At 54.7% G+C, this 22625-nt stretch carries 22 protein-coding genes; 7 read left to right on the top strand and 15 right to left on the bottom strand.

From position 1 onward, the window contains the following. Nucleotides 1–4 precede the first annotated feature (4 nt). The 3 genes from H650_RS26075 to H650_RS15875 are packed head-to-tail and all read right to left on the bottom strand — an operon-like array spanning nucleotide 5 to nucleotide 3915. Nucleotides 5–133, bottom strand: coding sequence for a hypothetical protein (locus H650_RS26075; protein ID WP_020456137.1), 129 nt, complete (start codon nucleotides 131–133; stop codon nucleotides 5–7). Next, entirely contained in the window at nucleotides 130–1683 is a 1554-nt protein-coding gene (locus tag H650_RS15880) for a hypothetical protein (protein WP_020456136.1), read from the bottom strand. Before H650_RS15880 ends, H650_RS26075 begins: the two co-directional genes overlap by 4 nt. 12 nt (nucleotides 1684–1695) lie before the next feature. Next, entirely contained in the window at nucleotides 1696–3915 is a 2220-nt protein-coding gene (locus H650_RS15875) for a type VI secretion system Vgr family protein (protein ID WP_020456135.1), read from the bottom strand. 623 nt (nucleotides 3916–4538) lie between these two features. Here H650_RS15875 and H650_RS15870 point away from each other — a divergent pair. The 4 genes from H650_RS15870 to H650_RS25765 are packed head-to-tail and all read left to right on the top strand — an operon-like array spanning nucleotide 4539 to nucleotide 6996. Further along, nucleotides 4539–5234 carry an amino acid ABC transporter permease gene (locus H650_RS15870; protein ID WP_189660072.1) on the top strand — a complete coding sequence of 232 codons (696 nt, stop codon included), beginning with the start codon at nucleotides 4539–4541 and terminating at the stop codon, nucleotides 5232–5234. Then, nucleotides 5212–5982 carry an amino acid ABC transporter ATP-binding protein gene (locus tag H650_RS15865; protein WP_020456133.1) on the top strand — a complete coding sequence of 257 codons (771 nt, stop codon included), beginning with the start codon at nucleotides 5212–5214 and terminating at the stop codon, nucleotides 5980–5982. The genes H650_RS15870 and H650_RS15865 overlap by 23 nt, the downstream gene beginning before the upstream one ends. A gap of 22 nt (nucleotides 5983–6004) precedes the next feature. Beyond that, nucleotides 6005–6778: an amino acid ABC transporter substrate-binding protein gene (locus tag H650_RS15860; protein ID WP_020456132.1), complete on the top strand. Its 774-nt coding sequence runs from the start codon at nucleotides 6005–6007 to the stop codon at nucleotides 6776–6778. A gap of 44 nt (nucleotides 6779–6822) precedes the next feature. Continuing rightward, nucleotides 6823–6996 (top strand): hypothetical protein, encoded by a 174-nt coding sequence (locus H650_RS25765; protein WP_020456131.1) that lies wholly within the window; start codon nucleotides 6823–6825, stop codon nucleotides 6994–6996. A gap of 109 nt (nucleotides 6997–7105) precedes the next feature. Here the strand turns inward: H650_RS25765 and ssb1 are convergent, their stop codons facing one another. Then, the gene (gene ssb1, locus H650_RS15855) at nucleotides 7106–7630 is read right to left on the bottom strand and encodes a single-stranded DNA-binding protein SSB1 (RefSeq protein ID WP_017459456.1); all 525 of its coding nucleotides are present in this window, start codon (nucleotides 7628–7630) and stop codon (nucleotides 7106–7108) included. A gap of 261 nt (nucleotides 7631–7891) precedes the next feature. On the opposite strand from ssb1, the gene uvrA reads away from it, so the two are divergent. Next, nucleotides 7892–10717: an excinuclease ABC subunit UvrA gene (uvrA, locus tag H650_RS15850; protein ID WP_020456130.1), complete on the top strand. Its 2826-nt coding sequence runs from the start codon at nucleotides 7892–7894 to the stop codon at nucleotides 10715–10717. Here uvrA and H650_RS15845 read toward each other — a convergent pair whose 3' ends face one another. After that, nucleotides 10718–11071: an MmcQ/YjbR family DNA-binding protein gene (locus tag H650_RS15845; protein WP_020456129.1), complete on the bottom strand. Its 354-nt coding sequence runs from the start codon at nucleotides 11069–11071 to the stop codon at nucleotides 10718–10720. A gap of 280 nt (nucleotides 11072–11351) precedes the next feature. On the opposite strand from H650_RS15845, the gene H650_RS15840 reads away from it, so the two are divergent. Further along, the gene (locus H650_RS15840; protein ID WP_020456128.1) at nucleotides 11352–12062 is read left to right on the top strand and encodes a response regulator; all 711 of its coding nucleotides are present in this window, start codon (nucleotides 11352–11354) and stop codon (nucleotides 12060–12062) included. 50 nt (nucleotides 12063–12112) lie between these two features. Here H650_RS15840 and H650_RS15835 read toward each other — a convergent pair whose 3' ends face one another. The 8 genes from H650_RS15835 to dnaB all read right to left on the bottom strand — a co-directional run bounded on the left by H650_RS15835 (nucleotide 12113) and on the right by dnaB (nucleotide 19962). Further along, nucleotides 12113–13003, bottom strand: a complete 891-nt coding sequence (locus tag H650_RS15835; protein ID WP_020456127.1) for a GNAT family protein — start codon at nucleotides 13001–13003, stop codon at nucleotides 12113–12115. A gap of 80 nt (nucleotides 13004–13083) precedes the next feature. Beyond that, nucleotides 13084–13500 carry a secondary thiamine-phosphate synthase enzyme YjbQ gene (locus tag H650_RS15830; RefSeq protein ID WP_020456126.1) on the bottom strand — a complete coding sequence of 139 codons (417 nt, stop codon included), beginning with the start codon at nucleotides 13498–13500 and terminating at the stop codon, nucleotides 13084–13086. Nucleotides 13501–13569: 69 nt separating this feature from the next. Continuing rightward, nucleotides 13570–14277 carry an acid phosphatase AphA gene (aphA, locus tag H650_RS15825; RefSeq protein ID WP_020456125.1) on the bottom strand — a complete coding sequence of 236 codons (708 nt, stop codon included), beginning with the start codon at nucleotides 14275–14277 and terminating at the stop codon, nucleotides 13570–13572. A 188-nt stretch (nucleotides 14278–14465) separates the two neighbouring features. Then, nucleotides 14466–15659, bottom strand: a complete 1194-nt coding sequence (gene tyrB, locus H650_RS15820; RefSeq protein WP_020456124.1) for an aromatic amino acid transaminase — start codon at nucleotides 15657–15659, stop codon at nucleotides 14466–14468. Between the two features lie 100 nt (nucleotides 15660–15759). After that, on the bottom strand, nucleotides 15760–16788 hold the full coding sequence (locus H650_RS15815; RefSeq protein WP_020456123.1) for an AAA family ATPase: 1029 nt from the start codon (nucleotides 16786–16788) through the stop codon (nucleotides 15760–15762). Beyond that, nucleotides 16761–17318 carry a nicotinamide riboside transporter PnuC gene (gene pnuC / locus H650_RS15810; protein WP_189660071.1) on the bottom strand — a complete coding sequence of 186 codons (558 nt, stop codon included), beginning with the start codon at nucleotides 17316–17318 and terminating at the stop codon, nucleotides 16761–16763. Before pnuC ends, H650_RS15815 begins: the two co-directional genes overlap by 28 nt. 12 nt (nucleotides 17319–17330) lie before the next feature. Further along, nucleotides 17331–18410: an alanine racemase gene (gene alr, locus H650_RS15805; protein WP_020456121.1), complete on the bottom strand. Its 1080-nt coding sequence runs from the start codon at nucleotides 18408–18410 to the stop codon at nucleotides 17331–17333. 145 nt (nucleotides 18411–18555) lie between these two features. Further along, nucleotides 18556–19962 (bottom strand): replicative DNA helicase, encoded by a 1407-nt coding sequence (gene dnaB / locus H650_RS15800; protein WP_017459445.1) that lies wholly within the window; start codon nucleotides 19960–19962, stop codon nucleotides 18556–18558. 59 nt (nucleotides 19963–20021) lie between these two features. Between dnaB and H650_RS15795 the strand changes: the two genes are divergently transcribed. Then, nucleotides 20022–21005 (top strand): quinone oxidoreductase, encoded by a 984-nt coding sequence (locus tag H650_RS15795; RefSeq protein ID WP_020456120.1) that lies wholly within the window; start codon nucleotides 20022–20024, stop codon nucleotides 21003–21005. A gap of 188 nt (nucleotides 21006–21193) precedes the next feature. On the opposite strand, the gene pspG is transcribed toward H650_RS15795, so the two are convergent. Together pspG and dusA are read right to left on the bottom strand one after the other, a co-directional pair. After that, nucleotides 21194–21436: an envelope stress response protein PspG gene (gene pspG, locus H650_RS15790; RefSeq protein WP_020456119.1), complete on the bottom strand. Its 243-nt coding sequence runs from the start codon at nucleotides 21434–21436 to the stop codon at nucleotides 21194–21196. A 134-nt stretch (nucleotides 21437–21570) separates the two neighbouring features. Next, on the bottom strand, nucleotides 21571–22608 hold the full coding sequence (gene dusA / locus H650_RS15785; RefSeq protein WP_020456118.1) for a tRNA dihydrouridine(20/20a) synthase DusA: 1038 nt from the start codon (nucleotides 22606–22608) through the stop codon (nucleotides 21571–21573). Nucleotides 22609–22625 lie beyond the last annotated feature (17 nt).

The raw sequence follows: 22625 nt of genomic DNA, 5'->3' as shown, positions 1-22625 counted from the left end.
GGCCTCAGAACATGGCGCGCAGTAACGCGCGTAAGAACGTTCGAACCTCTGTCGCCAGCTCGCTATCGGAAAGGCTTAAAAACAGCAGCGCGAGCAGCGTGACGACAACAATAATAATGATGCGATTTTTCATAGCGGGTTGCTTCCTGCAGTATCAGATAACGATGCGTCATGGTTGCCCCAGTCGGGCAGGTTTTGCCACTCGCCAGGGGGCGCATCAAAGGGGTGAGCGATCTCCGGCAGGCCGTTCCAGTGCGGGTGTAATTTCTCCCGCGCCAGCCGGATAACGCGGCGAAAACTGTCATCGCCGCGACGGATCAGATTTTCCCGCTCCTCGCGGATCACGGTAAACATGGCCTCAAGTTGTAACTGCAAGCGGCTTTCAGTCTGCTTAACCTGCGCGACGGTCGGCTCACTAGGCAGCGCCGCTTCCGCCTGCTGAATTAGCCGCTGTTTTTCACGTTGCCAGCGCGCGGCGCAGGCTTCGAGCGCTTCGGTGCGACGCTTATCGTGCATACGGAGTAAATCCTGAAACACCAGCGGCAACGTGGTCTGGCTGCGTTCAGGCAGCGGCACGCTTTCCGCCGCCTGTACGGCGCGCGCGTACTCCTCCATCGCCGTCGGTCGGTGACCGGCAAGCCAGAGGCAAAACCCGGACATCCGCCAGCCTTCCATCTCAAATACCGGATGGGGAATGGCCTGCGCTTCCAGCGCCGCCTGGCGATAGCCTTTCGCCGCTTGCAGGTGATCTTTTTTCGCAAACCAGGCGCCCGCTTCACCGAAGGTACTTTGCGTGCGTAACTGCCCTTTCAGCGCCGGATCAGGAATATCACCAGAGAGGGTTTGTGCCTGCCGGTAGTGGGTGACGGCCTGCGCATGGTCGCCGCCTTTTAGCCAGCCACCGGCCATCAGGTTGTGCATCATCGCTTGTTGATCCGTCCAGCCGCGCCGCTGCGCAATGCCCAGCGCCAGCTCGCCGCGTGCGGCGACTTGTGCGGCACTGCCTTTTTCAAGCAGCAGCATCGCGTCAGCAAGGTAGCGGCGAAACAGCAACCGGTCGGCATCGGTATCCGTCTGCTGCTGCGCGGTCTGGTGCATCACCCGCATGCCATCGACTTCATCGACAATCAACTGCACCCCGTGCGGATGCGCCTCATATAACGGCTGCCAGATCGGTTGTTCCAGCGTATCAATCAACAGCACACGCGGGGCACTCGCATCCTGCTCCAGCCAGCCTGTCAACCAACGCGCCAGGGCGCTTTCGTCGCTGACACTGGCGGGTTTAAGCACCAGTACCAGGTAACGGAGATCGTCTGCAAAAGCCTGTGCGAAACTCTGTAATAAGCAGTTCAGTTGCGCCGGGGAGTAACAGGGCAGCCAGGGTTCCGCGTTCCAGGCGGCGGCATTTTCCGTGGCTTCGTACTGCTCGACAAACTCCCGCCCCAGCGCGTCGCTGTAGCCATAACCGGTTTCGAAGGGGGTATTCAGCCCAAGAAACAGATCCGGCAGTGTGCGGCCTTCCGCGTGCTGCTGCAGGGCGATAAAGGCATCCAGCAGCGATTCGCCGCCCGCCGGAACGCGCCAGATAAACAGGCGGGTACGCGCAGCGTTGTCGCTGGCGTCCAGCCAGCTTAGCTCCAGCTCGCTCATCACTTTCTCTGTGGGGTTCTTTGCCGCGCGCATTCCGTGTCCTTATCAGGCGTTAAGCTCGATTTTCTTGCCATTGACCATCACGCCCGCCGCGTTAATGGTGATGGTCGAGCCGCCCGCGGTGATCTCCACGCTGCCGTTGCCAATCAGAATGCCGCTTTCGCCGACGTTGATCTGGAAGGTATCCGTTGCGCTGTCCGCCACGCTACCCTGGGTAAAACGGGTGTCGCCGCCGGTAATGCTCAGCGTGCGTCCGGCACCGATATTCACCTCTTGCTTTCGCACCACCGTACGCACTTCGTTGCTGCTGACGGTGACGTTGCGGTTACCGGTCACTTCCAGCGTCTGGTCGCCAGTAACCTGCACGGTGCGGTTTTGCTGCACGCTCACCTTTTCGTTGCCCTGCACGGTGCGGGTTCTGTCCTGCACCACGATCAGCGTCTGGTTGCCTTGCACGGTGCCGGTGTTGTTGCTCTTCACCGTGGTGGTGTGATTGCCGGTAATGGTCTCATCGCGGTTTTGCTCGACACTGAGGGTTTCATTGCCTTTCACGCTTTCGGTGCGGTTCTGCTGCACGGTGGTGGTTTCGTTACCGTTGATGGTTTTGCTGCGATCCTGGCCGATAGTGACGGTTTCATTGCCGTCCACTGTGCGGGTGCGGTTCTGTTTGATATGGCTGGTTTCGTCTTTGCCAACGGTTTTGGTGCGGTTGCTGCCAACATCATGGGTTTCGTCGTTTTCGACTTCGGTATCCATGTTGCGCTCGGCATGCAGCCAGAGTTGCTCCTCGCCGGGTTTGTCTTCAAAGCGCAGGGCGTTGGCGTTATCCGGCGAACCGTCTTTCGAACGGCTCATAAAGCCCATCTGCGTCGCCGCCGCTGGCAGCGCCCACGGCGGCATGCTGGCTTCGTTATAGACGCGACCAATGATTATCGGTCTGTCCGGCTCACCGTTAATAAAATCGACCACCACTTCGTCGCCCACACGCGGGATCTGCACACCGCCGTAGCCCTGCCCGGCCCACGCGCTGGAGACGCGCACCCAGCAAGAGCTGTTTTCATCGCCCTGGCTTTGCCGATCCCAGTGGAACTTCACCTTCACGCGGCCATATTTGTCCGTCCAGATCGATTCGCCCTGCGGCCCGACCACGCGCGCCGTTTGCGGGCCATAGGTGCGCGGCCAGTCGGTGACCGATGCCGGGCGAAAAGGCGTTGTCGCCGGAATAACGGTAAAGGCGATGTTATGCTGTGAACTGAATTGCCCGCCGGAGGCGTACTGATTCTCTTCAAACGCATACCGGGCGCCAATCACCAGCCACTGCGCGTTATCGGCGAAATTGGGTGCATTGGTAAGGCGAAAAAGATGGCCAGGCGCGATGCCGGTCGCGGTACCGGAGCCTTGCATTTGCTGCTGCTCCGCCTGCCAGGCCTGCTGGCGAATACGCGCGTACGCTTCACCGTCGCCATGCTCAACAAAGCGGCCTGGCCAGTCATACACATCAATTTTCCCTGGGCTTGGCGAAACGGGGTTTTGCAGGGTTTGCAGCATCCAGGCATGCGGCTTTCGGAAATCGTAATCATCGGTGCTGTACAGACCCGGCGTCACCACGTGGTTCGCCACCAACTGGCTGATGCCCTCTTCGTTGACCGCGCCGCCGCCGGTTTGCGCATGCCAGGGAATAGTGTCGTAACCGGGAAAGGCCTCCGCCTGCGAGTAGTCGTCCATCAGCACCAGCGTGTGCCCCTCTTTGCTGTGGCGAAACAGGTAGCTGATGCCTTCAAGCTCCAGCAAACGGCTGATGAAGTGGAAGCTGCTTTCACCATACTGCACGCTGTAATCCCACTGGCGATAGCTGCGCGTCAGTTTGTCTTCAACCCTGACGTTGTATTCGGAAAACAGCGTTTTGGCGATATCCGGCACGCGCTGCTGCTGGAAAATACGGAAGTTGCGATCGCGCATCATCGGCCAGAAATCAGGTTCCAGCGTCGCCTGGTACGCCGCGTACTGCGTGCCGTCCAGTTCTTCGGTACGCACCGAAACGGCGGTCACTTTCCCGGAAAGATAGCGTTCGCTACCCGGAATCTGGCACGGGATCACCACCGTCATCTCCTGCCCGAGCAGTTTTTGCCGATCAAGGGTGAAGTCTTTGCTCAGCAGGTCGACCTGAAAGCGAAAAGGAGCAGAAAGATGCTCTTCCCCTTTCAATTTCCAGAACAGGAGTGAATCACTGCCAACGGATGACAGGACGGTTATCCGGTTAACCATACGTATTCCTTGGTAGCGGCGGCGGATATTTCGGGAGAAAACGATTTGCGGGAAATCATTCAAAAGAAACTTATACGCGCGCGTATTATTTACTAACGACCAACGATTACGAATAATATTATCCACAGTTCATAAAAACGACAGCTAAATACATCTCAGAATCGTCTTATTTTATAATTAAAATAATAACTTATTTAAAATCAATTCAGTGCAAATTACCCTGATAAATCAGTGGATTTCAGGTTATTCGATTCAGCTAACAATAAATAATAACGCATCATATATTCTTTTATTTCACCCAATATTCCCCTAAGCGAAATTAGTCGGTTTTAAATTAAAAACAGACGTCAGCTTGCCTGCATTTTTTAACGTCGCCGCGCTATGGCATCCACCGTTGCCGGTTGACGCTTTCGCAACGACACGCCACTCCTCACGCTACCCACTGTCCGCCAACCAGAGGGCTTTAGCACATTTGCGCATATTCTTATCCGGATATATTGGTTTTCGCCACAGACACAACGAATATAATTCATTTTAATACGGTACCAGAATAATCAACTGGAATATTTACATAGCATTCTGCCAGCTTTTTCTGGCAATAAATGATGTGCGGAAGGTGTTTAGTGCCAACATGGTTACCCTTAGCGATCGATTCGTTCTGGCCAATGCTTTCCGCCGGGCTGAAATTTACCATTCCCTTAACGTTAAGCGCATTTATTCTTGGTCTGACACTCGGTTTTATTGTGGCGTTATTGCGTTTATATGGCCCGGCATGTTTAAAACCGATAGTCATATTTTACGTCTGGTTAATTCGCGGCACCCCGTTATTAGTACAATTATTTTTAATTTTTTACGCGTTGCCCAGCGCGGGAATGACTATCGATGCCTTTCCGGCGGCGGTGATTGGTTTTACGATAAATATTGGTGCTTATACCTCGGAAGTGATCCGCGCCACGCTGCTCGCCGTGCCTAAAAGTCAGTGGGAAGCCGCGCATGCCATCAGCATGACCTGGGCGCAGGCGCTACGGCGCATTATTCTGCCGCAGGCCGCGCGCATCGCTGTGCCGCCGTTATCCAATACCTTTATCTCGCTGGTGAAAGACACCTCGCTGGCCTCGGTGATCACCGTGCCGGAGATGTTTCTCGCCGCGCAGCAAATAGCCGCGGTGACTTACGAGCCGTTAATTTTATATAGCGAGGCCGCGGTGATTTATCTCTTATTCAGCTCTGTCTTATCGCATTTACAAGAGAAGCTGGAGCGGAAATTAGCCGGGACAACCGTTAAGGAGCGAGCAAATGATAACGCTCTGCAACATTGAAAAAAGTTTTGCCGGTCACCGGGTGCTGCAAAATATTCATTTAACGGTAGCAGAAGGCACTGTCACCGCCTTAATTGGCCCCTCCGGTAGCGGGAAAAGTACATTATTACGTTGTATTAATTTGCTGGAAATCCCCCAGTCCGGGGAATTAACCATCGGCAAAGAAGAGATGGTATTTACGCCAGGTGCCCGTATCAAAGGCCAGGATATTCGCCGGATGAGCCGTCAGACCGGAATGGTTTTTCAAAACTTTGCGCTGTTTCCGCATATGACCGCTCTCGACAACATTACCGAGGGACTGATTACGGTGCATAAATGGGACCGCGAGCGAGCCCGCAAACGCGGCGAGGCGCTACTGGAGAAGGTTGGCATGCTGCATAAGCGTAACGCACTGCCGAATACACTTTCCGGCGGCCAGCAACAACGCGTGGCGATTGCCCGCGCGCTGGCACCTTCGCCTGCGGTGTTACTGTGCGATGAGCCAACCTCGGCGCTCGACCCGGAACTTTCCGGCGAAGTGGTCGCCGTCCTGCGCCAGCTGGCACACGAGGGCACGACGATGATTATGGCCACCCACGATCTACGCTTAGCGGCCCATATCGCAAGCCAGGTGGTATTTCTCGAAGCCGGGGAAATTGTCGAATCGGGCAGCGCCAGCACCCTTTTTTCACAGGCGAAGAAACCACGAACCACGGAATTCATCGCCTCTTTAAGCACAGCGTTTTCGACTATCGAAGCGCATCAATAACAATATTTACGGGGTAACGCAGATGAAGGCATTCGCAACACTGGTGATAGCAGGCGTTATGCAGCTGGGCTTTGCTCACGCGGCGCTGGCGCAGGATGATCTGGCAAAAATTCAATCCGCCGGGGTGTTAAAAATTGGCACCGAAGGGACTTATCCGCCCTTCACTTTCCATAACGCCGCCGGCAAGCTGGAAGGGTTTGATGTCGAAATCGGCCAGGAAATCGCCAAGCGCCTGAAAGTGAACGCCCAGTTTGTTGAAGGCAAATGGGATGGCCTGATCGCCGGTATTGATGCTAACCGCTACGACGCGGTGATCAATCAGGTGGGCATTACGCCGGAACGCCAGAAAAAATATGACTTCTCCGAGCCGTATATCGCCTCCAAAGCGGTGCTGATCGTCAACAGCAAAAATACGGCAATCACCCGTTTCGAGGATTTAAAAGGTAAAAAATCCGCCCACACGCTGACCAGCAACTATGCGCAGATCGCGCGCAAATATGGTGCGGAGATCGTCGCCACCGACGGCTTTAACCAGTCTGTCGATTTGGTGGTGCAGGGGCGCGCCGATGCGACCATCAACGACAACCTGTCATTCCTGGATTTCAAAAAACATAAACCCGACGCGCCGGTGAAAATTGTCGCCACGCAATCTGACGCGGAGAAATCCGGCGTGTTATTCCGCAAGGGCAACCCGCAACTGAAAGCCGCGATTGATAAGGCACTCGAAGAGATCAAAGCCGACGGTACTTATCAACGCATTTCGCAGAAATACTTCGGCGCGGATGTGTCGAAGTGATGCGTAGCCGCTGAATGGTAAGACCCCGCAACGCGGGGTTTTTTATGCCGCTGGTGCCTTGCGCACGGACACCCGTTTTATTTGTGCGCGTCTTCAACAATATGCAGTTCGACACTATGCAGAGCTGGGGCGCTGCGTTTGTGCTGCTTGCCGCAGGCGGCGTTGCGCCCACCGTTGCGGAGCTACTGCTGCATCAGTTCAGCGGGCGCGGCGCATAATAGCTGGCTTAAAGCTGAAAACTTTGCGGAACCCCGAGCCTGGCTGGGGGTTTTCTGTAGACAAAAAACCCCGCCAGGCGGGGTTTTTAAATTTGCGGCGTAACGCAAATCAGAACGGGATGTCGTCGTCGAAATCCATCGGCGGTTCGTTAGACGGTGCCGGTGCAGACTGCTGCTGCGGGCGAGACTGCGCGCCGCCGCTGAACTGGTTGCCACCCTGTGGCTGCTGAGGCTGACCCCAGCCGCCCTGCTGCTGGCCGCCACCTGCCGGAGCGCCGCCACCCTGACGGCCGCCCAGCATCTGCATGGTGCCGCCAACGTTAACCACTACTTCAGTGGTGTATTTTTCCTGACCGGATTGATCGGTCCATTTGCGGGTGCGCAGCTGGCCTTCAATATAAACCTGAGAGCCTTTACGCAGGTACTCGCCGGCCACTTCCGCCAGCTTGCCAAACAGCACAACGCGGTGCCATTCGGTCTGCTCTTTGGTTTCGCCGGTCTGCTTGTCACGCCAGGATTCGGAAGTAGCCAGCGTAATGTTGGCAACTGCGCCACCACTCGGCATATAGCGTACTTCCGGGTCCTGGCCCAGATTACCGACGAGAATCACCTTGTTTACGCCTCTGCTGGCCATATTGTGTCTCCTGAAAACGTTGCTTGATTCTTAGTAGTGTAAACGCGCGATTGTAGCATTACAAAGCCACACTTAGATAGCTGCGAGGAGGATTCCAGATTATCGCCGCGCGCCATAGTTTGACATACCCGAAGCGAAGATGCATGCGAATACTGTATATTCATTCAGGTTAAATTGTGTCATAATTAGCCGTTTCTGACCGCTGGTTGTCCTTCAAACACACCAGGCAAAAAGTGTTCCTCCGGGTAAAAGGTGAATGGATTGGATAAGATAGAAGTACGGGGCGCCCGCACCCATAATCTCAAAAACATCAACCTCGTCATCCCTCGCGACAAACTGATTGTCGTCACCGGGCTGTCGGGTTCTGGTAAGTCCTCCCTGGCTTTCGACACACTCTATGCCGAAGGGCAGCGTCGTTACGTTGAATCACTCTCCGCGTATGCGCGTCAGTTTCTGTCGCTGATGGAAAAACCGGACGTTGACCACATTGAAGGTTTATCGCCCGCCATTTCTATTGAACAAAAATCGACATCCCACAACCCGCGTTCCACCGTCGGCACGATCACGGAGATTCACGATTACCTGCGTCTGCTGTTCGCCCGCGTCGGCGAGCCGCGTTGCCCGGACCACGACGTTCCGCTGGCGGCGCAAACCGTGAGCCAGATGGTGGATAACGTGTTGTCGCAACCGGAAGGCAAGCGCCTGATGCTGCTGGCGCCAGTTATCAAAGAGCGTAAAGGTGAACACAGTAAGACGCTGGAGAACCTCGCAAGCCAGGGTTATATCCGCGCAAGGATCGACGGCGAAGTGTGCGATCTCTCCGATCCGCCGAAACTCGAGCTACAAAAGAAACACACCATTGAAGTGGTGATCGACCGTTTTAAAGTGCGCGCTGATCTTGCCCAGCGCCTGGCCGAATCGTTTGAAACCGCACTGGAACTTTCCGGCGGTACGGCAGTGGTTGCCGATATGGATGAGCCGACCGCCGAAGAGCTGCTGTTTTCCGCCAACTTCGCCTGCCCGATTTGTGGCTACAGCATGCGCGAGCTGGAACCTCGCCTGTTCTCGTTCAACAACCCGGCTGGCGCGTGTCCGACCTGCGACGGTCTGGGCGTGCAGCAATATTTCGATCCCGATCGCGTGATCCAGAACCCGGAGCTGTCGCTGGCCGGCGGCGCGATCCGCGGCTGGGATCGCCGCAACTTCTACTATTTCCAGATGCTGAAATCGCTGGCGGAACACTACAAATTCGACGTGGAAGCGCCATGGGAAAGCCTGAGCGCCAACGTGCAGAAAGTGGTGCTGTTTGGTTCCGGCAAAGAGTCGATTGAGTTCAAATACATGAACGATCGTGGCGACACTTCTGTGCGTCGTCACCCGTTTGAGGGCGTGCTGCATAACATGGAGCGCCGTTACAAAGAGACGGAATCCAGCGCGGTACGTGAGGAGCTGGCGAAGTTCATCAGCAACCGACCGTGCGCCTCCTGTGAAGGGACGCGCCTGCGTCGCGAAGCACGCCATGTGTTTGTTGAAAACACCCCGCTGCCGACCATTTCCGATATGAGCATCGGCCATGCGATGGACTTCTTCAACAATCTGAAACTTTCCGGCCAGCGGGCAAAAATCGCCGAAAAAGTGCTGAAAGAGATTGGCGATCGCCTGAAGTTCCTGGTAAACGTCGGCCTGAACTACCTGACGCTTTCCCGCTCGGCGGAAACGCTCTCCGGCGGCGAAGCGCAGCGCATTCGTCTGGCAAGCCAGATTGGCGCGGGTCTGGTAGGTGTCATGTACGTGCTGGATGAGCCGTCAATTGGCCTGCATCAGCGCGATAACGAACGTCTGCTCGGCACGCTTATCCATCTGCGTAACCTCGGTAACACGGTGATTGTTGTCGAACACGACGAAGACGCCATTCGCGCCGCCGACCATGTGATCGACATCGGCCCTGGCGCGGGCGTACACGGCGGCCAGGTGGTGGCGGAAGGGACGCTGGATGCCATCATGGCGGTGCCGGAATCCCTGACCGGGCAGTACATGAGCGGCAAACGTAAAATTGAGCTGCCGAAACAGCGCGTGAAAGCCGATCCAGAAAAAGTGCTGAAGCTGACTGGCGCGCGCGGTAACAATCTGAAAGATGTAACGCTGACGCTGCCGGTGGGCCTGTTCACCTGTATCACCGGCGTTTCCGGCTCCGGTAAATCGACGCTGATCAACGATACGCTGTTCCCAATCGCCCAGCGTCAGTTGAACGGCGCAACCATCGCCGAACCTGCGCCGTATCGCGATGTGCAGGGGCTGGAGCATTTCGACAAAGTCATTGATATCGACCAGAGCCCGATTGGGCGTACGCCACGCTCCAACCCGGCCACCTATACTGGCGTCTTTACGCCGGTGCGCGAGCTGTTTGCCGGTGTGCCGGAGTCCCGCTCGCGCGGTTACACGCCGGGGCGCTTCAGCTTTAACGTGCGCGGCGGTCGCTGCGAAGCGTGCCAGGGTGATGGCGTCATTAAGGTTGAAATGCACTTTCTGCCGGATATTTACGTGCCTTGCGACCAGTGCAAAGGCAAGCGCTACAACCGTGAAACGCTGGAGATCAAATACAAAGGCAAGACTATCCATGAAGTGCTGGATATGACTATCGAAGAAGCACGCGAGTTCTTCGATGCTGTTCCGGCGCTGGCGCGTAAGCTACAAACGCTGATGGATGTTGGCCTGACCTATATTCGTCTTGGACAGTCGGCGACGACGCTTTCCGGCGGTGAAGCCCAGCGCGTGAAGCTGGCGCGCGAGCTGTCGAAACGCGGCACCGGCCAGACGCTCTATATCCTCGACGAACCAACCACTGGCCTGCACTTTGCTGATATCCAGCAGTTGCTGGACGTGCTGCATCAGTTACGGGATCAGGGCAACACCATTGTGGTGATTGAGCACAACCTGGACGTGATTAAAACGGCGGACTGGATTGTCGATCTCGGCCCGGAAGGCGGCAGCGGCGGCGGCGAGATCCTGGTCTCCGGCACGCCGGAAACGGTCGCCGAATGCGAAGCCTCCCATACGGCGCGCTTCCTCAAACCGATGCTGAAGTAATTACACGGAGAGTTGCTGCCGGACCTGTTCCGGCACCAACTCAATCGCCTGCTGATACGACGCATCCACCAGGTAGTAAATCTGCGAATCCGGTAACGAACCATCCAGGTAAACGGTGCTCCAGTGCGCTTTATTTAAATGGCGGCTGGGGCGCACATCTTCATGCTGCTGGCGCAGCAAATCCGCCAGTTCTGGGCTCGTTTTCAACGACGCTGCCGGCCGGCCTTCCACCTCTTTCACCATCACAAACAGCACATCCGCAACTTTGATTTGTGTTGCTTTCCAGTCGCTGTGCACGCTCTGTTCAGCGCCAGGCTTCGCCATGCAATATTGCAGTAACTCGGAAATTGTCACTTTTGCTTCTCCTTGTCATGTCGTGGTGGGGTATCGCGATCGGCATAAATACATCATTAAAGCGTAGTGTATGGATAAAAAAATCGTGGGTCGTTACAAAACCTGACGATTAACACAACCTAAACAGAATTGAGAACGCTGGAACCTTTTGTGTTTTAGAGTGACAAATAGTTACAACCAGAAAGTAACAGTTATTTTTTCATGTTTTTCAAATAGATAAAAGCAGCACACTGATGTGCAATTGATTACGGATTAAAGAGAAAACTCCCGGAGATGCCTGATGAGCATATTACATGGCGAGAAGAAAACCGTCCTTGTCGCTGAAGATGATAGTGATATTGCAGGTGTTATTATTGCTTACCTTGAACGCGACAAGTTCGCGGTGATTCATGCCCCTGATGGTGAAAAAGCGGTCATGATGGCCGAAAAATACCAGCCTGATTTTATTATTCTGGATATCAGGATACCGAAAAAGGATGGCTGGCAAGTATTGATGGAGCTGCGCCAGAAAACCGATATCCCGATTATGATGCTGACCGCATCAGGCGCCGATACGGATAAAGTTCTGGCATTAAAAACGGGCGCTGATGATTATGTAGTAAAACCGTTCAACCCCGAGGAATTAGTCGCCAGGGTGCATGTTATTTTAAAAAGAAGTCAACAATATCATGCACGAGAAAATCTAAAACTGTATAAAACCAGAAACATTGAAATAAATAAAATAACGCATCAGGTATACGTTGGTCCGAAGAAAATGGATTTATCTACAGACTTAACCTCTACAGAGTTTAAGATATTGATGCATTTAATTCGCTACCCGCAGCGCATCTTTACGCGTGAAGAAATTATGAATTCTTGCATGCCAGAGGGAAACGCCTGCGATCGTACCGTAGATAGCCATGTCAGCAAATTAAGAAAGAAGATCCAGCAGGCGGGCATCGTCAATGTGCCGGAGTGCGTACGCGGCTTCGGCTATCGGTTAGGAGATTGATGTAGCCTAACAGGCTCCCGGCGGGGGATAAGCCCCGCCGGGAGCGTTCATTAAAACAGCGTCCTGCCCAACGGCAGAATGTCGCACCACTGTTTTTTATAGCTCCAGTAATCTTTATAGACCCCGAGAGAAAATTTAAATCTTTTATCTTTCGCGAGACATAATTCTTTTGCTTTGCAGATATTCACCCACAACAAAATACTGCCCAGATTAAATTCAGGATAGTTCTGAGAATACCCACCATTAATATCATCGAAATAAAAATAGCCATCGCACTCGGCCATAAAAATGATATCAAACGCGCAGGGGTGACCATGCATAAACAACACCGCGCCAAAGAGTAAATGTCGCAATGCGGCAAATGTTCTGATTAAGTCATCACGCGCAAAACAGTAAATTTTACCCTGCCAGCGCTGCCTGAACACATCGATATAAATGTCGGCCAGTTCACTATCTGAAAAGTCATCAACCCACCGAACTTCACCGCCACAGGCAAGAAACTTTTTCATTTCGCCGTTGCGTTTTTTCTGTGACGCTTTCGACAGGCTCTCTTTGACGTAGCAGATCTTGTTTTTTAAATAACCGCTGAATAAAGCATTGAGAAAATCGGATTGATGATGTGGAGATAACCGCTTGGTAACAGCAGGTAAATACCCCACTTTTTTCGTTTCCAGCGGCAGTATGATGTCATCGAAAACAAAGGGATAACGCCGATCCTGTAGCGATAACGCCCCATTCACCGCGTAACACGCGCCAACATAAACCTGCTGGCGACGAATAGCGTAAAAAGCCAGCTTCGCCCCCGTTTCAGCACTTAAAAAGTGCAGCACATCCGGATGTGTACAGACAGAACCGCCACGTTGTTGCCAGACCATTTTGTAGGTGGCGAAATCGCACGGTTCCCAACCGTACAGCCACGCGAAAACATTCCGTAAAACCATAACTACCCCGTGTTATCAGACGCACCCACACGTCTTTATGCAGGCTTATAACCGGGGTATATGGAGGTTTGATGGAGCGACTACTCTCCCTGCAGCGTGGCGATGATTTTGCGCGAGCCGCCGTGAATACGGTGTTCGCCAAGCCAAATTCCCTGCCACGTACCCAGCACTACGCGCCCTTTTTGCACGGGTAACAGCAGCGAAACGCCAAGCGTGGAGGATTTGATATGCGACGGCATATCATCCGGCCCTTCGTAATCATGCTCATACGGCGCGTTGTCCGGCACGGCTTGCAGGAAATGCTGCTCCATATCGTGGCGCACGGTGGGATCGCAATTTTCGTTCAGGGTGAGCGAAGCAGAGGTATGTTGCAGCAACAAGTGCAGCAAACCAACGTTAATGCGGGAGATATCGCGAAGTTGCCCAAGCACCTCGTCCGTCACCAGATGAAACCCGCGCGACTTCGCGCCAAGCGTAAGGGTTTGTTGATACCACATGCACATCTCCTGTCAGCAAAATGAACTCTTGTCAGTGTGGCAGCAGGCTGCGAAACAGGAAAGCCGGGGCTAATATTCGGAGTTCACAATCACTTCCTCACCCAACGCACCCGCCTGCGGTAAAGGGCGATAGGTCGAGTTTGAAGCGCGTAGCACGCGAATTGGCCGGGCTTCGCTTTCGCGCGCGGCGGTGATATCGCTGTCTGAATCGCCATAGAAAATGCGGATTTTATTGGCCTTCAGCCACTGGGTTTTGCTGTTCTGGCCAGGCTTATCACCGGCGAAAATCACCGGGTTCATATTGGCCGCAGGAATAAGAAAATCGTCCTGTAACGTTTTACTTACCGTTTCAGTTTTTGTCGGGCTACGTCCGGTGATGAAAAAGATGGTGTCACCGCGCTTTACATGCATCGCAATCAGATGGCGGGCCACTTCTTTCGGAATACTGAAGTCATCCCAGCCGTTGTTCATCTTTTCCCAAAACGCCGGGTTTTGCAGATAGGCATCGCTATCCGGCGACCAGTTTTTTTTACCGCGCCAGAAACCGGGGCTGGAAAACAGCACCGTGTCGTCAATATCAAACCCGACCGCCATTGGCGGGCGTTCGATCAGAGAATTTTCGATTTGCGCCACGGAAACCCAGTGAACGGGCGCCTGTTCGGCGAGTCTGGCAACATTGGTGCCTTCAGATACCGGCGTGGGCGCCGAAGCGTAAACCGCGCTGCCAAACGTCATCCACAGGCAGACCGCGCCGAGCGCGCGTATGAACTTTCGCATATTTATCCCTAAATTATCAGTTCGTTATATTTTATAAATGGTGCGAATGGTCAAAATGTTACCAGACCATACCCTGTGAAGCCGATGAAAAAAAGGATTTTTTGCAGATTATTCAGAGAATAAGCGAATATTGAGGCATAAATAATCCCCTGCCAGAACGCAGGGGACGGACAAAAGTAAGTGGGTGCTTACATTACTGCGGCAAATGCTTGCGCCACGCGGTGCACGTTACGGCTATTCAAGCCGGCAACACACATCCGCCCGCTGGCGATGAGATAAACGCCAAACTCTTCACGCAGACGATCGACCTGCGCCGCGCTCAGGCCGGTATAACTGAACATGCCGCGCTGTTTAAGCAGATAATCGAAATTACCGCCCGGTACCGCCTCTTTCAGCACGGTGACCAGCTCCTGGCGCATCGCCAGAATGCGCGTACGCATGGCTTCCACTTCCGCCAGCCAGGAGGCTTTCAGACCGGCGTCGCCAAGTACTGTTGCGACCAGTTGTGCGCCAAAATTCGGCGGGCTGGAGTAGTTACGGCGCACGGTGGCTTTGAGCTGCCCCAGCACGCGGCTGGCGGCGTCCACATCGTCACACACCACGGAAAGCCCGCCAACGCGCTCGCCATACAGCGAGAAAATTTTCGAAAATGAGTTGCTGACCAGCGCAGGCAGCCCGGCGTGGGCAACCGCGCGGATGGCATAAGCATCGTCTTCCATTCCGGCACCAAAGCCCTGATAGGCGATGTCGAGGAACGGGATCAGATTGCGCGCTTGCAACACCTCAACCACCTGGTCCCACTGCGCGTGAGTCAGATCCGCTCCGGTTGGGTTATGACAGCAGGGATGCAGCAGCACAATGCTCTGGGCGTCCAGGGTGTTCAGTTTTTCCAGAAATGCTTCAAAACGCACGCCGTTAGTCGCGCTGTCGTACCAGGGGTAAGTACTCACTACGAAGCCAGCGCCTTCAAAAATAGCGACATGGTTTTCCCAGGTCGGGTCACTGACCCACACGCCGGAATCTGGAAAGTAACGTTTCAGAAAATCTGCGCCGACTTTCAGCGCACCGGAGCCGCCTAATGTCTGGATGGTGGCAACGCGGTTTTGCGCCAGTACCGGGTGTTCTGCACCGAACAGCAGCGGAGCGATCGCGTTGCGATAGCTATTGAGCCCTTCCATCGGCAGATAAACTGACGCACCGTGCGGCTGCGCATTCAGGCGCGCTTCGGCTTCGGCGACCGCCTGCAAACGCGGAATAATGCCATCTTCGTTGTAGTAAAGCCCGATACTGAGATTGACCTTGTCGCTGCGGGGATCTTCTTTAAAGCGCTCCATTAACGACAGAATCGGGTCGCCGGCGTAGGCGTCAACTTTCTGAAACACGCGTGTACTCTCCAGGTTTACAGTAGGCAAGAACCACCACAATAAACCGGAAGCAGAGGAAGATCGAGAGCAGCAACTGCGATGATAAAAAATAAGCGATTTAGCCGCGCAGCGCGGCCAGTATTTGCGCCACACGCTCGCTTACCGAACCACGAACACGCAGAAAGGGAATGCCGCGTTGCGTCAGCTGTGCGTTGTACCAGGCCTGCTGACGCTGGCGGAAGGTTTCATCCTGGCGGGTGCCGTCCTGCACAAACGGAAAATCGTCGTCGCACAGCACCACGAGGTGATAATGCCGCTGCGCCAGTGCATAGAGCGCATCCGGCGCGTGGCCAAACATCGCCAGCGTATAAAACAACGTTGTTAGCGGCGAGGTGTCACATACCAGCCACTGCCGGGCATCGGCGGCTTCTTCACGCTGTACCTGCGTTTGTGCAATCGCCAGCATATCGTCATAAACCAGTTCACCGCCCTTTTCGTCCCAGCGCTCGCGGCCATATTCCGCCACATACGCCGTCTCCAGTGCCTGCGCCAGTGCGATGCTCAGCGTGCTTTTGCCGGTCGACTCGCCACCCAGCAGGCAGATGCGCTGAACGAAATCCCGGTAAACAACAGGCGCTAACATCTGCCGCCAGCGGTGAACATCACTGCGAATCAGTGTGCCGGAAGGTGCCTGCTCTCCTTGCTCACGCTGCAAACGGACATGTACGACGGGGCTGGCGAAGCGTTCGCTGAGTACGCGGGCAAAGCCGTCGCCGTACTCTTCGGCGGTAAAAACCGCCTGCGGTTGGCAGTGCAGCACCTGCAAACAGATATCAGCCATATAGTGGCGATGCAGATCGCCGTCGGCCTCGTTATGCGGTGGCGTGCTCAAGCCATAATCAGCAAGACGCTGGGGGGTGAGAACCAGAATGTCGCATTGCGGAAAACGCGCACGAAGCCAGCGTTCACGCTTTTCCGGCTCGCATCCAGGCAACTCTGGCACAGAGTAGCTGACGATCCACAGGCGTTCGCACTGTTCCAGCGCGGCGTTAATCAATCGTTCGTGGCCGCAGTGTAACGGCGCAAATTTACCGACGATCAACCCGCTGGCAAAGCGTTTCATCGCGCGGCCATCGCTTTGCGCCATTGATACAGACCATGCCAGGCGTTACACCAGAAGACAAGATATAACCCGGCGGAGAGCCAGAGATCGCGGGCGGCATACAGCGGCACGGCAATGGTGTTAACCAGCAGCCAGAAATACCAGCTTTCGAGCCTGCGCCCCATCAGCATAAATTGCGCGAGCACGCTGAAAACCATAATGGCGGAGTCCAGCCACGGCGACCACGCGTTGGTAAAGCGGTGCAACAGCCAGGCGTAACAGCCGGCGACAACCAGCGCGCCCGCTAACATCAGCAACAAATGGTTAAGCGGCGTTTTACGCACCGCCAGTTCGCTGCCGTGGTTGCCTTTCAGCCAGTTGATCCACCCGGCAATACTGCTGGCGATAAAGAACAGTTGCAGCGTGACATCGGCGTAGAGCTGTACGGAGTAGAACACCCAGCCATACAGCACGCAGCCAATAATCCCCGTCCACCAGGTGTGCATATTGTTGCGCGCGGCAAGCCATACAGAGAGGGCATAAGCCAGGCAGGCGGCGATTTCCATTGGCGACAAGGCGCAATCCTTTTAGTCGATGTATTTTAAAGTCGCCCGCGAAGTCAGGCGCGTGATAAGTTCGTAAGCACTCACTTTTGTTGCTTCAGCAATGCGTTCAACGGGTAAACCTTCGCCCCACAGCACCACTTCATCACCGGCTTTGTCTTGCGTATCCGGGCCGAGATCAACGCAAATCATATCCATCGCCACACGACCAACAATCGGCACTTCGCGACCATTAACCAGCACCGGCGTGCCGGAAGGCGCAGCGCGCGGATAGCCATCGCCATAGCCCATCGCCACCACGCCTAAACGCGTGTCGCGCGTACTTTCCCACGTGCCGCCATAGCCCACCGCATCGCCAGCTTTATGCTCGCGCACGGCGATCAGTTGCGAAGTCAGCGTCATGACTGGCTGAAAACCGAAATCGGCACCCCACGGTTTACTCTCGAGCGGCGAAACACCGTACAAAATAATGCCAGGGCGAACCCAGTCGAAGTGCGATTGCGGCCACAGCAGCGTACCGCCAGAAGCGGCTATGGAACGCAGACCAGGTTTGCCGTCAGTAAAGGTGGTGAAGATATCAAGCTGGCGCTCTGTTGCGCCGCATTCCGGTTCGTCGGCGCGGGCAAAATGGCTGGCAACGTTAACTGGCTGGCGCACATTTTTGCACTGTGACAAGCGCGCATAAAACGCCTCAGCCTCGTGCGGATGTACGCCCAGGCGGTGCATACCGGTATCGAGCTTCATCCACACGGTCACCGGCGCTTTCAGCGTTGCGGTTTCCAGCGCTTCCAGCTGTTCAAGGCTATGAATAACCGTGTGAAGCTGGTGTTCAGCGACCAATGGCAGATCGCTGGCGGCGAAGAAACCTTCCAGCAGCAAAATCGGTTGTGTGATGCCGCCCGCGCGTAATTGCAGGGCTTCTTCAAGACGGGAGACACCGAAAGCATCGGCATCGGGGAGCGTTCGCGCGGTCTCGAGAAGACCGTGTCCATAGGCGTTCGCTTTCACGACCGCAACCACGCGGCTGGCGGGAGCCAGTTGACGCAGGCGTTGCAGATTGTGTCGCAGAGCGCGGCGGTTAACTACTACGGTTGCCGCTTGCATTTACATTACCCTATCAAGCAATCGTCAACATCATTCGTCTACAGGAAGACGACAAGTCCGTCGATCCCGGCGGTTTGGTATAAACCAGGCGACCGGGATCCACGGACGCGGTCAACGTCCCTGGAATGCGAAGGATGAAGAGGATTTATTCGTCGTCGTATTGTGGCCCTGCATAATTATCAAAGCGCGACCACTGCCCGTTAAATGTCAGACGCACGGTACCAATTGGGCCGTTACGCTGTTTACCAATAATGATTTCTGCAATGCCTTTTAAGTCACTGTTTTCGTGATAAACCTCGTCACGATAAATAAACATGATCAAGTCGGCGTCCTGCTCGATGGAGCCGGATTCACGCAAGTCGGAGTTCACCGGACGTTTGTCGGCGCGCTGCTCCAGCGAGCGGTTAAGCTGCGACAGCGCCACCACCGGCACCTGTAACTCTTTCGCCAGCGCTTTTAGCGAGCGGGAGATTTCGGCGATTTCCAGCGTACGGTTATCCGACAACGACGGTACACGCATCAGTTGCAGGTAGTCGATCATGATAAGCCCAATGCCGCCATGCTCGCGAGCGATGCGCCGCGCACGGGAACGGACTTCCGTCGGCGTCAGGCCGGAAGAGTCATCAATATAGATGTTGCGTTTTTCCAGCAGGATGCCCATGGTGCCGGAGATGCGCGCCCAGTCTTCATCGTCCAGTTGGCCGGTACGAATACGCGTCTGATCGACACGTGAAAGGGAGGCCAGCGAACGCATCATGATCTGTTCGGAGGGCATCTCCAGACTGAAGATTAATACCGGTTTATCCTGCAACATCGCCGCGTTTTCGACGAGGTTCATCGCAAATGTCGTTTTACCCATCGACGGACGCGCGGCAACGATAATCAAATCCGACGGCTGTAAACCTGCCGTTTTCTTATTAAGATCGTCGTAGCCCGTGTTAACACCGGTGACACCGTCGTGCGGCTGCTGGAAAAGCTGTTCGATGCGCGAAACGGTCGCTTCAAGCACATCGGCGATGTTTTTCGGGCCTTCGTCTTTATTCGCGCGGCTTTCGGCGATTTTGAAAACACGGGATTCGGCAAGGTCGAGCAGATCTTCGCTGCTGCGCCCCTGCGGATCAAAACCGGCGTTGGCGATTTCATTCGCCACCGAAATCATTTCACGAACTACCGCACGTTCACGCACGATATCGGCATAGGCACTGATGTTCGCAGCACTTGGCGTATTTTTCGAGAGCTCCGCCAGGTAAGCAAAGCCGCCGACAATGTCCAGTTGCCCCTGCAGCTCCAGCGATTCTGCAAGCGTTATCAGATCGATGGGTTTGCCCATCTCCTGCAGGCGGTGCATCTCGGTAAAAATATGGCGGTGCGGGCGCGTATAAAAATCATCCGCCACGACGCGTTCGGCGACATCATCCCAACGCTCGTTATCCAGCATTAAACCGCCCAACACCGACTGCTCCGCTTCAATAGAATGCGGAGGCACTTTCATCCCCTCGAGCTGTACGTCGCGGGTTTCAGTCTGTTTGTTGAAGGGTTTATTTCCTGCCATAGTGAATGGAGCTATCCGGGTAATGAATGGGTTGAGAGATTATCACATCAGGAGGAAGCATGGCGACGAGAATAGAATTTCAAAAGCATGGTGGGCCTGAGGTGCTTAAAGCGGTTGAGTTCACCCCCGCAGCGCCAGCGGAAAACGAAGTGCAGGTAGAAAATAAAGCCATTGGTATCAACTATATCGATACCTATATCCGTAGCGGATTATATCCGCCGCCAGCGTTACCAAGCGGGCTGGGCACCGAAGCGGCAGGCGTGGTAAGCAAAGTGGGCAGCGGCGTCACGCAGGTGAAAGTGGGTGATCGCGTGGTGTATGCGCAATCGGGCCTGGGTGCGTATAGCTCGGTGCATAACGTTTTGGCGGATAAAGTCGCGGTGCTGCCGAACGCGATCTCCTTCGAACAAGCTGCGGCGTCATTCCTGAAGGGTCTGACGGTGTTTTATCTGCTGCGCAAAACCTACGAAATCAAGCCAGATGAAATGTTCCTGTTCCATGCTGCCGCCGGTGGTGTCGGGTTGATTGCCTGCCAGTGGGCAAAAGCTCTTGGCGCGAAACTGATTGGCACCGTGGGTTCCGCGCAAAAAGCGCAGCGCGCGTTACAGGCCGGTGCCTGGCAGGTGATCAACTACAGCGAAGAGAATGTGGTGGAACGTGTCAAAGAACTCACCGGCGGTAAAAAGGTGGCGGTGGTGTATGACTCGGTAGGGAAAGACACCTGGGAGACGTCACTTGATTGTCTGCGCCGTCGTGGGCTGATGGTCAGTTTCGGTAACGCTTCCGGCCCGGTGACCGGCGTGAATCTGGGTATTCTTAACCAGAAAGGCTCGCTCTACGCCACGCGCCCCTCCCTCAATGGCTATGTCACTAACCGGGAAGAGTTGCAGGAAGCCAGTAATGAGCTGTTTTCGCTGATTGCCAGCGGGGTTATCAAAGTGGATGTGGCTGAGAGCCAGAAGTTCGCGCTGCACGATGCACAGCGGGCGCATGAAGTGCTGGAGAGTCGGGCGACGCAGGGCTCCAGTCTGTTGATCCCTTAAGCTAATCGCCTGAAAGAATTAGGGCTTCCCGTGGGAAGCCCTTTCTTTTTTAGTTCGGCTGCATTGTAGGGTACAGCGCGATGAATTCGTTAACGTCGCGATAGTGACAGATTTAATAAGTAAATCCTATTCGGTTCTAAGCAATGTACCGGGAAAAGTCTTCGGTATGTGACGAACCACGCAATACTTTAGTAACGCCAGCGGTTATTGCGTTGATAACGTGGGAGCTTCGGTTCTTTCACGGCACGGATAATCCAGACAACGGCGACGGCCAGCAGCAGCCATGGCAATAGCTTGATCATCAACGCGAAAAGCCCGCCGAGGAACATAACAGCCGTTGCCACCAGCAGCGCCGCGATGATGCCCAGCAGCGAAACGCCGGTCACCAGCAACATGATAAAAAAGCCCACGATAAACAGTAATTCCAGCATGATGGATCTCCCAAAGAGGTAACTCCCCGGTTATTACAAGAACCATGCCAGGAAAAAATTAGCTTATTTATCAATAAAAAAGCTCCGCAACAGAAGGCGGAGCTTAGTGAATTTGACTACCTTTTGGTGAAACTTTAACGCTTTGAGGCCACCAGGTTGATCGCGTGTTCCACTACCGCGATATCCGCACCGGCTTTATGCGCATTTTCACTCAGATAACGACGCCACTGACGCGCGCCGGGAACGCCCTGAAACAGCCCCAGCATATGCCGTGTGATATGTCCGAGATACGCGCCCTGGCTCAGCTCGCGCTCAATGTAGGGATACATCGCGCGCACCACGGCGACCGGATCGGCATCCGCCACGTCTGCGCCAAAGATCTCGCGGTCAACAGACGCCAGTATGCCAGGGTTCTGATACGCTTCACGACCGACCATCACGCCATCCATATGCTCCAGATGCGCTTTGGCTTCTTCCAGCGATTTGATACCGCCGTTAATGGCCATTTTCAGGTGCGGAAAATCACGTTTCAGCTGATACACACGCGGGTAGTCCAGCGGCGGAATTTCCCGGTTCTCTTTCGGGCTTAACCCCGAAAGCCACGCTTTGCGCGCATGGATGATAAAGCTTTCGCACTCGCCTTTTCCGGCCACGGTGCCAATAAAATCGCAGAGAAATTCGTAGCTGTCCTGATCGTCAATGCCAATACGCGTTTTGACAGTGACCGGAATCGACACCACATCACGCATCGCTTTAATGCAATCCGCCACCAGTTGCGCTTCGCCCATCAGACACGCGCCGAAACGACCATTCTGCACACGATCGGACGGACACCCGACGTTGAGGTTAATTTCATCATACCCGCGCGCTTCGGCCAGCTTTGCACAATGGGCAAGCTGCGCCGGATCGCTGCCGCCGAGCTGCAACGCGACCGGATGTTCTTCTTCGCTGTACGCCAGGTAATCCCCCTTGCCATGAATGATGGCACCGATGGTGACCATTTCGGTGTAGAGCAACGTCTGGCGCGACAGCAAACGCAAAAAGTAGCGGCAATGTCTGTCCGTCCAGTCGAGCATCGGCGCCACGCTAAACCGGCCATTCCAGTGTTGAGTGGAATTGAGCGTCGTTGCGTTGGTTTGATGGGGGTTTGTCATTTCAGGGTTACCGTGCATTTTGGACAGTTAAAAAG

Source organism: Enterobacter sp. R4-368 (genome assembly GCF_000410515.1).
Taxonomy (GTDB): Bacteria; Pseudomonadota; Gammaproteobacteria; order Enterobacterales; family Enterobacteriaceae; genus Kosakonia.
The sequence above is the reverse complement of the archived record's forward strand: the minus strand, read 5'-3'. Positions and strand labels throughout refer to the sequence as shown.

Coding starts and splice junctions, on each gene's coding strand:
- H650_RS26075 (WP_020456137.1), bottom strand. CDS start 133: ATGAAAAATCGCATCATTATTATTGTTGTCGTCACGCTGCTCGCGCTG.
- H650_RS15880 (WP_020456136.1), bottom strand. CDS start 1,683: ATGCGCGCGGCAAAGAACCCCACAGAGAAAGTGATGAGCGAGCTGGAG.
- H650_RS15875 (WP_020456135.1), bottom strand. CDS start 3,915: ATGGTTAACCGGATAACCGTCCTGTCATCCGTTGGCAGTGATTCACTC.
- H650_RS15865 (WP_020456133.1), top strand. CDS start 5,212: ATGATAACGCTCTGCAACATTGAAAAAAGTTTTGCCGGTCACCGGGTG.
- H650_RS15860 (WP_020456132.1), top strand. CDS start 6,005: ATGAAGGCATTCGCAACACTGGTGATAGCAGGCGTTATGCAGCTGGGC.
- H650_RS25765 (WP_020456131.1), top strand. CDS start 6,823: ATGCCGCTGGTGCCTTGCGCACGGACACCCGTTTTATTTGTGCGCGTC.
- ssb1 (WP_017459456.1), bottom strand. CDS start 7,630: ATGGCCAGCAGAGGCGTAAACAAGGTGATTCTCGTCGGTAATCTGGGC.
- H650_RS15840 (WP_020456128.1), top strand. CDS start 11,352: ATGAGCATATTACATGGCGAGAAGAAAACCGTCCTTGTCGCTGAAGAT.
- H650_RS15835 (WP_020456127.1), bottom strand. CDS start 13,003: ATGGTTTTACGGAATGTTTTCGCGTGGCTGTACGGTTGGGAACCGTGC.
- H650_RS15830 (WP_020456126.1), bottom strand. CDS start 13,500: ATGTGGTATCAACAAACCCTTACGCTTGGCGCGAAGTCGCGCGGGTTT.
- aphA (WP_020456125.1), bottom strand. CDS start 14,277: ATGCGAAAGTTCATACGCGCGCTCGGCGCGGTCTGCCTGTGGATGACG.
- H650_RS15815 (WP_020456123.1), bottom strand. CDS start 16,788: ATGGCGCAAAGCGATGGCCGCGCGATGAAACGCTTTGCCAGCGGGTTG.
- alr (WP_020456121.1), bottom strand. CDS start 18,410: ATGCAAGCGGCAACCGTAGTAGTTAACCGCCGCGCTCTGCGACACAAT.
- dnaB (WP_017459445.1), bottom strand. CDS start 19,962: ATGGCAGGAAATAAACCCTTCAACAAACAGACTGAAACCCGCGACGTA.
- H650_RS15795 (WP_020456120.1), top strand. CDS start 20,022: ATGGCGACGAGAATAGAATTTCAAAAGCATGGTGGGCCTGAGGTGCTT.
- pspG (WP_020456119.1), bottom strand. CDS start 21,436: ATGCTGGAATTACTGTTTATCGTGGGCTTTTTTATCATGTTGCTGGTG.
- dusA (WP_020456118.1), bottom strand. CDS start 22,608: ATGCACGGTAACCCTGAAATGACAAACCCCCATCAAACCAACGCAACG.